Source organism: Longitalea arenae (assembly GCF_016924755.1).
GTDB classification, from domain to species: Bacteria; Bacteroidota; Bacteroidia; order Chitinophagales; family Chitinophagaceae; genus Niastella; species Niastella arenae.
On the sequence record NZ_JAFFJX010000003.1, the window covers coordinates 364,243 to 377,463 of the forward strand.

At 46.5% G+C, this 13,221-nt stretch carries 8 protein-coding genes; all 8 read right to left on the reverse strand.

Translation table 11 applies throughout. From position 1 onward, the window contains the following. Nucleotides 1–23 precede the first annotated feature (23 nt). The 8 genes from JT717_RS10180 to JT717_RS10215 all read right to left on the reverse strand — a co-directional run bounded on the left by JT717_RS10180 (nucleotide 24) and on the right by JT717_RS10215 (nucleotide 13,215). A complete protein-coding gene (locus tag JT717_RS10180; protein ID WP_205510099.1) occupies nucleotides 24–3,044 on the reverse strand; it encodes a SusC/RagA family TonB-linked outer membrane protein in 3,021 nt (1,006 codons plus the stop codon). 429 nt (nucleotides 3,045–3,473) lie between these two features. Continuing rightward, nucleotides 3,474–6,221: an alpha-d-galacturonidase gene (locus tag JT717_RS10185; protein WP_205510100.1), complete on the reverse strand. Its 2,748-nt coding sequence runs from the start codon at nucleotides 6,219–6,221 to the stop codon at nucleotides 3,474–3,476. Nucleotides 6,222–6,260: 39 nt separating this feature from the next. Further along, nucleotides 6,261–7,322 (reverse strand): Gfo/Idh/MocA family protein, encoded by a 1,062-nt coding sequence (locus JT717_RS28795; RefSeq protein WP_205510101.1) that lies wholly within the window; start codon nucleotides 7,320–7,322, stop codon nucleotides 6,261–6,263. Nucleotides 7,323–7,442: 120 nt separating this feature from the next. After that, complete coding sequence (locus JT717_RS10195; protein ID WP_205510102.1) at nucleotides 7,443–8,480, reverse strand: L-rhamnose/proton symporter RhaT; 1,038 nt, start codon at nucleotides 8,478–8,480, stop codon at nucleotides 7,443–7,445. A gap of 156 nt (nucleotides 8,481–8,636) precedes the next feature. Beyond that, nucleotides 8,637–9,482 (reverse strand): amidohydrolase family protein, encoded by an 846-nt coding sequence (locus JT717_RS10200; RefSeq protein ID WP_205510103.1) that lies wholly within the window; start codon nucleotides 9,480–9,482, stop codon nucleotides 8,637–8,639. A 123-nt stretch (nucleotides 9,483–9,605) separates the two neighbouring features. Next, nucleotides 9,606–10,769, reverse strand: a complete 1,164-nt coding sequence (locus tag JT717_RS10205; RefSeq protein ID WP_205510104.1) for a CaiB/BaiF CoA transferase family protein — start codon at nucleotides 10,767–10,769, stop codon at nucleotides 9,606–9,608. Nucleotides 10,770–10,903: 134 nt separating this feature from the next. Beyond that, a complete protein-coding gene (locus JT717_RS10210; protein ID WP_205510105.1) occupies nucleotides 10,904–12,052 on the reverse strand; it encodes a CaiB/BaiF CoA transferase family protein in 1,149 nt (382 codons plus the stop codon). Then, entirely contained in the window at nucleotides 12,049–13,215 is a 1,167-nt protein-coding gene (locus tag JT717_RS10215; protein ID WP_205510106.1) for an ABC transporter substrate-binding protein, read from the reverse strand. The genes JT717_RS10210 and JT717_RS10215 overlap by 4 nt, the downstream gene beginning before the upstream one ends. Nucleotides 13,216–13,221 lie beyond the last annotated feature (6 nt).

The following is a 13,221-nucleotide window of genomic DNA, read 5'->3' on the forward strand; positions in this document are numbered from 1 at the left end:
ATCATTTTAGAGTAGAGAATTATTTAGAAATCAATGTTTGCACCAAATACAAACTGGCGTGTGATCGGTGCATTTTCAGTACCTCCCGCTTCAGGGTCATAATTCTTCAGCAAATGATTTTTCGTTTTGATAAACATATTGTGACCTGTTACATACAGGCGGATCTTTTCAGAATAAACCTTTCTGCTCACTTGAGAAGGCAGGTTATAAGCCAGTGTTAAGGTCTTTAATTTGAAATAAGAGCCATCAACAATGTTCATAGAAAGATAACCGGTATATCCAGTACTGTTACCACTTGCAAATGTTTGTCCCAGGCGCGGCTGAGGGAAATCGTTGGTTGGATTTCTGGGGGTCCAGTAATCGAAGTCAGCGATACCATTGCCACTGCCATCAACATTGTAACGGGCTGCCAGGAAATCGGCATTGATGATCTGACCGTAACGGGCAACAATGTAGGCGCTTAATTCAAAACCTTTATAAGTAAAGGTATTTTGTAAACCGCCATACCATTTAGGCACATCAGCACCATTCCAAGCCTGGTCGTTGATGGGATCAATGATCTTATCGCCATTTCTATCCAGTACTTTTATATCACCGGGTTGATAAACGTGACCGCTTCCTGTTTTATATCCTTCTTTATTTTCATCTGTTTGCCAGATACCTATCTTTTTATAACCATACCATGATCTAATGGGACGTCCTACAAACAAAGAGTTTGTTTCAGCCTTGATGATATCCTTGTCTGTGATCAAACTGGTAATTTTCTCACGGGCAGAAGTAAAGGTCAAAGTGGTAGTCCACCTGAAATCGCCGCGGTTTACATTAACCGTTGTAAGGGCAAGCTCAACACCTTCGTTCTCAGAAGTACCAATGTTCTCCCAAATATCTTCAAATCCTGAAGAGAGCGGGAACGGACGTTTGAACAGGATGTCGTCAGTTTTTGTTTTGTATACTTCCACTGTACCATAGATCCTGCTTTTTAACAAAGCAAAGTCAAGACCTATATTGGTAGTGGCCGATTTTTCCCAGGTAAGGTTGGGGTTACCACGGGTAGCTCTAAATATACCAGTAGGAACTACAGAAGTACCAATAACGGCATTTTGGGTCTGCAATACAGATTGTGTGGCGTATGGTGTTACCGAAGCATTACCAGCGACACCGTAAGTAGCGCGGATCTTTAAATTATTAAGCCAAAAAGCGCCCTTCATGAACTCTTCCTGGTGAACGTTCCAGCCTAAACCCACGGAAGGGAAATAATCCCATTTGTTTCCGGGAGATAAACGCGAAACACCGTCTGCCCGCATAGTAGCAGTCAACAGATATTTGCCTTTAAAAGTATAATTTATACGGCCTCCATAAGACATGGTAACTGTTCTCGTAAAATCAGAATTGAGTACGCGGGTACTTGCTTCTGAGTTTTCCAGACCATAGAATTGCCAGTTGCTCAGAATCAGTTTTTGGCCGATTGCTTCGTAGAGATCATAGTCCTGGCGTGTATAGCTGGTGAAACCGGTAAGGGTGATATTATGATCAGCGAATTTGCGGGTATAAGTAAGGATGTTATCCCAGTTAATAAAGCGGGTGAACGCACTAGCCACTTCTGCTGAAATACCCCTTGAGCTACCAAAGTTTGCAAGGGTATTTGCGTCATACATTTCACCGCGACGGCTATAAGTAAGCGTTGTACCCAGGTTACTGCGGAGGCTTAAGCCGGTAATCGGCGTAATTTCCAGGTAACCGTTAGCTATAAGATTTCCTCTTTTCGTATTGTCAACAAGCGCATTCGGCCTTTCGTCTGCCAATGGACTCAGTAAATTTCTATTGGTAGTTGTTTGACCTGTAGGAAGCAGTGGGAATAATTTGATGTTTCCGGCACTATCATAAGCTTCACCTAAAGGAACAAAACCATTTATTCTTGAGAAGGGATCAGTACGGCTGTTGGTATTCTGATATGTCAACTGAGTCATCAAACCGGCCTTAAAGATGCTGCTGATACGCTGGTCGTAATTCAAACGCGTATTATAACGTGTATTATCGGTTCCCCGCAGCACACCTTCCTGCCTGTAAACACCTGCAGCAAAATATACTTTTGTTTTGTCGCCGCCAGACTGAATAGAAGCCGTATGGCTCTGTTCAATACCATTGCGGGTAGCCAGGTCGAGCCAGTCAACCCATTTGTCTTGCTGATACCAGGGGCGTTCATTGTTATCAAATACACCTGCATCATCAGGAACAGGCGCATTATTACCCTCATAAGCATCCTTTCTGAATTGTATGAATTCCTGGCCCATACGGGTTTTAGGATATTTCAAGGAATTTATCCCATAAAAACCGTTGTAAGAAACCTTCGGCCGGTCTTTACCTCTCTTGGTAGTTACGATGATAACGCCATTAGCGCCCATCCATCCGTAAATGGCGGTAGCAGAAGCATCTTTCATCACATCTATCGATTCAATATCATTGGGGTTCAGGTCGGCAATGTTACCACCCTGAAAACCATCAATGATCACCAAAGGCTCACTGGTTACATTCGTACCTCCTAGACCATTGGCTGTACCACTCAGGGTTCTGTTACCACGTAATTGGATAGAAACACCACCACCGGGTGCACCGCTGGTACGGTTGATATCCAAACCGGGAATTCTACCCTGTAATGCTTCTGCAGCATTTGAAACGGGTTGTGCGGTTACCATACCGGGTTTTACTGAATATACAGCACCGGTAAGGTCTCTTCTTTTCGACGTACCATAACCTACTACTACCACCTGGTCGAGGTCGGCATTGTCGTAGGCCATGCTTACGTTAATAGTGGAATCGTTTCCTACTCTTTGCTCCTTTTGTAAAAAGCCTACAAAGCTGAATACAAGTACGGAATTTTCAGAGGAAACTGGAATGCGGAAAGTTCCTGTTACATCGGCGGTGACACTTATTCGGGTGCCAAACACGTTAACGTTCACCCCGGGAAGCGGATTCCCCGACGGGTCTTTAACTTTACCTGTAACAACTCTTTCCTGTGCGATCAGGTACGTGCAGTTTAGTAGCATAAAAAACGCCATCATCATCAGGCATTTCAAGGACGACGGTTTTCCAATCATACAACAGTTGTTTAAGATTTATGTTTTAACAATTGAGAGGAGCATATTTAACCAAGGAACAATTACTGCTACTACGTGCATAGCTACGCGCAAAGAGATGGGGTGGATGTTGGTTTTTCGGATATTGCATACTAATCACAAGAAACGGCTACGTGCCGGGTGAAACAATGTCATTTATTCCTAAAATGATGGAACATCTTACTATCCAATAAAGGCTTACCCATATTCCAGGACATATAAGTATATTCCATTGACCGTCATAACCATTACTTAACATAACGGTAACGCCATGGCATAACCACTTAGTTTTTTCCTTAATATGTAGCAGCGATTATTAAATCAATAATCCATCTACTTCACGTTGGCAAAAGCAATCATTTATTTTTCGAATAACCAGTCCAACGCTCCGGCGTTCTCAGTAACGCCCAGTCCGGCATCAACTACCGGCAATGGATCATTATCATTGATAAAGCCTAGCAGTAAACATGACCCCTTACCCAAGGTAAGTGTATGTGTGCCAGCTTGAAACGTAAATGCATGTATGTTTATTGCGGGGAAACCATCTATTGCAAGCGCATTTGCCACCTTTATTTCAGCCTGGCCATAATCATTGGCGCTTGCATCCACTTCCAATGTTGGCTCGGGCAAATAGGCGCTGTTCTTTTCTGCAAAGTATGCCACCAGCAATTTCACAGGCACTGCTGTCTTGAACTGTAAACTGGTGCCTTCTGTGATCTGGCGGGCCTGGCTGTAATGAATACCCTGTAAACCAGTCAGGAATGCGGGCAGGTCATTGATCACTACACTCAGATCAGGGAAGATCTGCGCATTCTTTTGCACCGTATATCTTTTTAGGTTTTCAGTCAATATCTCTACAGGCGCATTCTTAAACGGCTTCAGCGCAGTTACTCCAGCGCCTGCACCCTGCTTCTTCAATACGGCAATATGCTTTTTGAAGTTTTCCAACTCACGTTGATAATAGGGCAACAACTCCACCCAGGTCTTATTCTTCGTGTCCCTTCCCACTACCGGGATCTTGCGTTGCGCCGTTTGCATGCTGTTCGCATATAAATAAGTAGTATCGGTACGGGCCGCCAGTTCCGCAAAATGCGCCACGCTCTTTTCCAGCAAGGGCACAGCCTGCTCCAGGTCAGATACTTTGTTTGAATACTTGAATTTCAACACCTGGATAGCCGCTCTTGCCTTCCAGGCATAGAATTGCGCCATCGACTGATAGCAATACATATCATTTTTCAAGCGGTTGAACTCTTCCAGGTTCGTTTTGATATGTAGCGCTGCCTTTTCAATAGCCGCTACCGCCTTGGCGCCATGTACAATGATCTCATCTGCGATCTGCACCGGCGTTTCGCCAATATGCGGTTCTTTTTTTGCTTCCTTCTCGGCATATTCTATGATCATCTCCCCTTCCGGGCTTTCTGAATTATATAATAAGGTAAATAAACCGAAACGTTTGGGGTCGATCAACTGGGTCATTAACATCCCCAGCGTCATGGTCTGGCGGTTACCATCTGTAATTCCATAACGTCGCAGGATCTTGGGCGAAATTTCACCTGATTGCTCATACGCTTCTACAATATGTTTTGCCTGATCTGCCGGGCAGCCGAATTTAGCACCCAGGCTGCCTGACCAATATGCCAGTTCCTCCTGCCGGTTGCGATTGGCCTTCCAGGCATACCTTGCCCAGGTTCTGTACCAGATCCAGTCGCGCTCGATCTCCAGCAAACGCGGTGATGTTTTATCCGCCGTGTATGGCCAATCCCAATAAGAAGCCTGGGGATAGAGGTGAAGTCCATTAGCCTCCATGATCGTGTGCATCGACTGCACACATTTTTGTATAAAGTCAGGCGAACCGTAACGGAATGGTTCCAGGTTGGCCAGAATGTGCACGTTCTCTATCTGCACGGTCCCGATGCGGCTAAGGCTCCGGTGCAGTTCTGCCCAGGGACCCCGCGGCTCATATGTTGTTAAGGCTTCGCCATTGAATTTCGCTTCGGTATACAGGTTCTTATAAATAGGTAAGGCTTCTTTCATAACCCGGGGTGCATCGGTATCGTGTGCGCGCAGTACGATCGGGGGTTCATCTTTCTTGCCCAGGATCTTCAATCCATCCTGCACGCCTGGGATAATGGTTTTTGTAAACCAGTCAACATCGTCCTGCCCTACTCCTTCCATGGCTTCCCCCAGCGCCACCATTAAACCCACGTTCGGATACTTGGCTACAAATGCGGCAATAGACTTGCGCGTGTAATCGGAGATCAATGGGACGATAGGCCGGTTGCGGTCCTGTGTTTTTATATTGTGCTTTTCAGCAAATGGCTTTGACACAATAATATTATAGAACATTTGTATCACCCAGATGCCGCGTTTGTCTGCTTCCGATGTGAGAAAAGCAAACAACTCTTCATTTTTCTTAAAAGTGGCATCGTCTACTTCTACGGCATACGGATACTCTTTAGTGCGAACGAGTGAAGCAAAGGGGTGGCCGTTCCATAAATAGAGTGAGTTCAGGCGGTTCACCACCAGTGAATCGAGGTACTGCACCCAAAGTTGTTTATCGTACAACCAGGGAAATGTTTCGGGTGTATAAGGATATTCGTAAACGGTTCTTCCCGGTAAATAATATGGTTTCTGAACGCCTATACAGGTTCCGCGTAATACCATTTCGGGTTTGTCGACCATCGAGAGATCAGCGGGGATCATTTTTTTATTCGTTACCTGCTCGGCCAGCTCCAGGCAGCCGTATAAAGCGCCTGAGGCATCGGTACCGGCGATGATCACGCCTTTACTGTTGCTCTTTATAGAAAATCCCTCCTTGCCTGTTGTATCGGGTTTCAACTGAAAACTTCCGGCCGCTTTTTTAATGAGCGCATCACCGTAGTTACCTGCTACGATCGTAGTTCCGGTGCCCGCAAATTTTGCATCGGCTGAAACCGCTACTGTATAACCCGCAGCACGTAAGGCCACGGCCAGTTTTTCTGTTCCGTATTTAACTCTTGGGGAATTATTTGCAGTTACAATTGTAACGTTCTTATCCGTGGGTTTGTCAGAAGCCCAGCTAGTATTCAGGGTCACCAAGCTAACAACCAATACAAGAAAGCCTTTCATTAGAATGTTGTGATTTAGAAATTTACGGTTTGGGTATGGTTAATGTATGATCTCATTTAGTTTAACGCCTCCGGCTGCACTCGACCTATACGCTGCTTCTACACAAGCCATCGTATATATGCAATCTTCCACTGAATTATCAGGTTTCGAAATATTACCGGCGGCTGCCTGCATCACCTGCTCCATGCTGCCCATAAAGGCATGCGGGAACCAGCTTCCTTCTACCGCCAGCTTTTTCCATTCTCCGGTCTCATTGCCGGTCATGGTCATATACTGAAATACATCTTCTACTCCATGCGGGTAATTCATCAGCAAGCCCATATCTATTTTAATGGCGCCCTGCGTTCCTTCGAATTTTATATAGGAATGCTGGTGCTCCAGTCCAAATTTGTGACAATGGTTGGTGATAATATTCGCCCTGATCATATCGCCATAATCCATGATGATATTGCTGCGCACAGAAGCCAGCTGGCTCATATCAGGATGTTTCACCGTTTTGGCATACACGCCGGCCGGATTTCCAAAAAAGGTTCGCACCAGGTCAATGTAATGTATGCTATGGTATAATATTTCCACCCGCGGCGATTCATAGAGGAATGTCCATAGATGCCAGGGTGTGAAAACGTTCACATTGATCTCAATGTCGCAGAGCTGCCCGAGTGCGCCCTGTTGGATCAATTTTCTCGCAGCTTTTATGAAAGGGGCATATCGTAGTTGAAAGTTAATGGCCGCCACCAGTTTTTTATCCCTCGTAAATTGCAGAATAGCTTTGGCTTCTTCGTAATCATCGCCCATGGGTTTCTGGATCAACACCGCTGAACCGGCGGGCAAATATTCGAGCACCTGCCTGATCGCAGCGCCAGGTACCGCTACGTCATATACTACCGGCGAGAGGTTCAGCCGCGCTACATCTTCCATGCGCTCAAACACGATCGGTATATTGAACTTCTGCGCGGTGGCAACGGCTTTTTCTTTATCGATATCATAAATGCCGGCCACATTATAACCGGCCAGCTGATAAGCCGGCAGATGGGCATCGTTTACGATACCACCGGCTCCGATGATAATGATGGGTGCTTTATATGATAATGCTTCCTTCACTTATTTATAAATGTGTCGGTTTATGGTTTCTCGTTTGTTGTTTATGGTTCTGCAGGTGCAACCGGCTGATTAATTTTATACCTCCCAAATGGGAAGCAACCATAAACTATAAACCAAAAACTATAAACTGCCTAAATAATTTCCATATGTTAAGGCAAGCACCGCTATTACTAAAATAATAAGGGCCAAAACAAGCGTAACAATCGTTTTCCGGCGGCAATTTACCCATTCCCGCATGATCAAACCCGCCACCGAACTGAACAAGACCAGCATGATCATGTGGATAGCCCAACTGCTATATTCGTATTTCCCCATGCGCACATGTCCTAACCCATAAAAGAAGAATTGTGAGTACCACAACATGCCGGTGATAACCGCCATTACAAAATTAACCAGCAGGCGATTGTTGGGTCCATTTTGCCGGTACTCGCCAAATGTTTTTTCCTTGCGGTGCAGGTATATGCAATATATAAGGGTAGATACAAAAGCCCCGGTATTTGAGAAAATGTAAACAATATTGATCTTAAAACTACCACTGCCATATTTGGCAGCCACTGCTGCAATCGGCTCCCCCTGATCAATCGAAAATCCGTACACCGCCGATAATACGCCTGCCAGAAAACACAACGGCAAACCTTTGGCCAGTGAAAATGTTTGGCCTGTATCCTGGTTTATTTTCAGATCATGTTCCTTGAACCGGCCCGCCACGCCACAGCAGGCAATGCCCAACGCACCAATGATGATGCCGGCCATGATCCAGCTGGCGCCGTTCTGCGTGAACAAAGTGGCCAGTTGCCCATGCACCAGTGGTGGCAATAAAGTACCCAGCACACAGGAAATGCCCACTGCAATCGCATAAGTCAATGAAAAACCCACATACCGGATGGCCATACCAAAAGCAGTTCCACCAATGCCGTATGCAACGCCATACACGAAGGTTTTAACCATGGCATCGGTTGGCGCCTCCTGCAATACCCTGCCGATCTGCGGTATGGTTAACCAGGCAACAACCAGCGGTAATAAGAACCAGCAAACAGCGGCCTGGGCCAGCCAATACGTTTGCCATGACCATTTCGCCACTTTTTTCTGCGGCGTGTAACACATGGCTGCACAGGAGGCCCCTACTGAATGATATAAAACACCGGTTATTACTTCCATTGGTAAAGCACTCGTTATTTAATTGTCAAACACACATTAATGTTACAACACAGTCCGGGATAACTACCCGATCACCGTATAACGCAAAAAATAAGGATTTATCATAAGCTGTATTAACACTTTTGTATATATTAATACAGGTTTAATTTATTTCAATCACAGACTATAAAAGGCGACGGCATTGCCATACACCGCTTTTTGCAAGGCAGCGTCGGGCAATACATCAGATAACACTTTCATATACTGCTGCCAGGTTTGTTGATAGGTTCCCGCCAGTAAACTTACAGGCCAGTCGCCGCCACAGCAAACGCGGTTCTCGCCAAAATGCTCCAGTACAAATTCAATATATGGTTGAATATCGTCGGTGGTCCAACTGCTGCCTTTTTTGGAGCAGGTACCCAGCCCTGATATTTTAACGTAAAAATTCCGGTGCGAAGCGGCTGCTTTCATCAGTTCCCCCCATTCGCCAAAGCGTTCACCGCTGGCAATGGGCGGCTGGTTCAAATGATCGAGCATCAGCCTTAGCTCGGGCACTTTCTGGGCCACTTCCAACGCTGTCAGCAAATGCTGTGGTGTAACGCCTACCACATCGTAGGGCACATCGTAGGCTGCCAGCACAGAAAGGCTTTGGGTCACCGCCGGTTGTAGTAACCATCGAGGATCAGGTTCATCATGTATCAGGTGGCGCACGCCTTTGAAATAGGGATTGCCCAGGTATTCTTTAAGGGCGGTTGCTGTGAAGGAGGGATCCTGTAAAGGCATCCAGCCCACCACCCCTTTTATCCATCCGGTTGCATTGGCAACCTCTAACATCCAGTTGGTATCTTCAAAATTATTGGCCGCCTGCACCAGCACGCCGCCGGTAATGGCGGTCTTTTCCACTTCGGCCTGTAATTCTTCTATGTCATAATTCCGGTTAAGAATAGAGGTATCGTTCTTTAACCACTCGTACTCGGCTTTTGCAAAATTCCATATGTGAACATGGGTATCGATAATGTCCATAGCAATCCGTTTGATATCGAATATTGATTAATGATCAGGGAAGCCGCAAGATACATGGCAAAATTCTCAAATAAGGAATTTTCACCAATCACCATTAATCAACAAGTGGCTTCTGCTGGTTATTCATAATTCGATATTGGATGTTTTCAGGCCAAACTGTAATTCTATCTGTTCATTATGTTCACCGAGCAGCGGCGCGCCGATGTCGGAAGTATATAACTCACCGTCGATCCGGATCGGACAACGCGTAGTCGTTATAGAAAGCCCGTTACTGGTCTTAACCTTTAATTCCATATTCAGCATCTGATAGCCGTTCTCCTGCACCAGGGTATCGTAATCGAGCACTTTAGCGCACCAGATATCGGCGGGTTCCAGCACGGCGAGCCAGTCTTCGGTTTTGCGGCTGAGTAAATGTTCCGCCAGGATCGTTTTTATTTCATCGCGCTTTACAAACCACTCGGCGGTATTGGTAAACTGCTGTAACGCGTCGCATTGCAGCAGGGTTGCCAGTTGTACAATATTACCCATGGCCAGCGCCAGGTAACCATCGGCTGTTTTATAAATACCATAGGGGGCCGACAAATACGCATGTCCATTATTGATCTCGCTGCGCACCGGCAGTTCGCGGCCATCATTATAAAAACAAGTGAGCACTTCAAACTGAAAATCGAGGATCGATTCCAGCATACTTACCTGTACCAGGCTTCCTTCATTGGTTATGGTCCGCTGGTATAAGGCGGCCAAAATACCCTGGGCAATATGGGTTCCTGCCAGAATATCAACAACCGCCACGCCCATGGGGGTAGGATTATCACTGCGGTTGCTGCTTAGCCAGGTCAAACCTGATACGGCCTGCAATAAGAGGTCCTGACCCGGCAGGTCTTTCCAGGGCCCTTCGTTACCATAGCCACTTACTTCGGCATAAATGATCTGCGGGTTAATTGCTTTCACCGTTTCATAATCCAGGCCCAGCCTTTCCATTACACCGGGGCGGAAATTATGCAACAGCACGTCTGCCTGGGCAATCAGTCTTTTCACTTTCTCCAGCTCCTCTTCATTCTTCAGGTCAGCCGCATAACTTTGCTTATTGCGGTTGATGGCATGAAAAATGGTAGACTCCCCTTCTATCATCACATTCGATACATACAATTGCCGGCAGATATCGCCTACGCCCGTCCGTTCGACCTTGATCACCTGCGCCCCCATATCGGCCAGTCGCAAACCAGCCGATGGGCCAGATAAGAACTGGCTAAAATCGACAACAATGATATCTTGTAAGGGTTTCATTACTAATTTAACAATTTGTGACTTTTGCAGCAGTTACCGGTTTCCGGTTGCCAGTTCCCGGGTCCCTGTTCTCAATGTCTTTGTTTTCCCCGGTAACCGGAAACTGGTAACCGGCAACCGAATCGATTCAACACTCACTTTCCTTTGATCAGTTCCTTATTTATCGCCTCCGTATGCTCTCCCAACTGCGGAGCCGGTTTCGATGAATACAAGCGTTCCCCATTGATACGGATGGGACAACGGGTAGTTGTTATACTTTTTCCCTTCGATGTGGTGATCGTTTGCTCCATTTGCAAACAGCTATAAGCCTCCTGCTCCGTCAATCTCTTCCAATCGAGCACTTCCATGGCCCAGAGATCCCTGGCATGCATTTTTTGGAGCCATACCGAAGAAGGCTGGGTTAACAGGTGTTTTGCCAGCACTGATTTTATTTCATCCCGTAAACTGAAAGCAACTTTCTGGTCATAGGCCATCAGTTCGTTACACCCTATGGCTTTCGCCAGTTGCTTTATATCTACCATCGCTATGGCAATATGCCCGTCGGCCGTGGCGTAAATGCCGTATGGCGCATGTAATAACGGATGCCCGTTATTCACTTTGCTGCGTTTGGGCAGTTTGCCACTGCTATGGTAGGTAGTTAATAATTCAAATTGAAAATCGAGCAGGGATTCCAGCAGACTGATCTCTATTAATGCCCCCGTGCCGGTCTTATGTCTTCTTATCAATGCACTTAAAATACCCTGTACCAGTTGCGAACCGCATAAGTTGTCGGCAATGGCCAAACCAAAAGGCATGGGATTGTCTTTGGCATTACCGGTGGTGTAGGCCAAACCGCTCATCGACTGCAACAACAGGTCCTGCCCCGGGCGGTTCTTCCAGGGGCCTTCTTTTCCATAGCCGCTGATAGCGCCATAGATAATACGAGGATTGATCTTTCTTACTTCGGGATAGCCCAGACCTATCTTCTCCATAATACCAGGCCTGAAGTTGTGGGTGAGCACATCTGCTTTTTCAATCAGCTTCTTTACCAAAACCAGGTCTTCCGGATTCTTCAGATCGGCTGTATAACTTTCTTTATTGCGGTTGATGGTATGAAACAGCAGGGAGCTGTCATCGGTCCAAAGGTCTTTGATAGATAAGCGGCGGCAGGCATCTCCACCCTGCGGACGTTCCACTTTTATGACGCGTGCCCCCAGGTCGGCCAAACGCAACCCGGCCGAAGGCCCGGATAAGTACTGGCTGAATTCCAGTACCAGCAATCCCTGTAAAGGCAATCGACTCATATTGACAAGCTCATTTTTTCGCCCTTGCGGCTTTGTTGATAAATGCGGTCTATCTCTTTCAGCACAGTTTCAGGGTTTCCGCCCTGTAACAAATATTGTTGAACCGGGTCGCCGGCATGATCCTGGAAATGAAGGTACCCATTATATCGCGGGCGCATGTAACCATTCTTCATCACCGGCAATACGGTATGGAAAAAGCTGTTGGTAAGCAGGTTCGCCATATTGTTCGTCCATGCCGCCAGATGCCCCGGTTGCCCGCCATGCTGCACATAAAAAGTTGACTGACACTCTTCACTGCAAACCCAGGCTGCAAATTCAACGGCTTCTTTTTTATGTTTAGTATAAGACGATACGGCCAATCCGGTGCCGCCAATCGTACTCCGCAACCGTTTTTTGCCAAAATGAACCAGGTTGGCATAGGTCAGCAGGTGTTTCGCATATCCCAGCCTGGCATAGTTCGAATAGCAATAAGCGAAAGGACAATACCAGTAATCATTGGTAGTTGTCATTAACTCTGCCACCTGAATGGGATTACAGGAAAACAGTTTTTTATCGATGAGCGAATACAGCTCGCGCATGGTTTGCAAAACCTGTACGCCGGTCTCTTTACTGATCACCTGGTCCCTGCTTCGGAAAGGTTCTTCTCCCAGGGCAATACAAAACATATAAAAGTTCATCAGGATATCGATGGGAATCGAAGGTATGGCCACCCTGCCTGCTTTGGCCAGGGCGATCAGTTCGTCCCAGGTATCGGGCACGGCTACACCGTTCTGTTGAAAGAGGTCGGCCCGGTAACTGGCAGCAGGCGTAGCGGCATCGATGGCCAGCGCCCACTGATGATTGTCGTAGTAATAGCTTATATGTGATTCCCCTACCGTATTGCTCGACTGGTTATGCAGGTAAGCGGCCGGTAAGTATTCGTCTAAAGGTAATACACTATTTGTAGCTGCTGCGCAGCCTACCCAGGGGTGATCGATGATCAGCAGGTCATAATCGTTTACCAGTTTCTCGAGGGGAAAATCGGCAAACTCCTGTAAAGTCCTTTTTTTCCATTGTATGGTCACCTTCGGGTTAAGCTCCGAAAAGCGCTGGGCTGCAGCCAGCAAGGGGGTTATGCCTCTGCTGTGTCCCCAGGTAATGCCATTCAAAACGATTTCAGACATAAATTC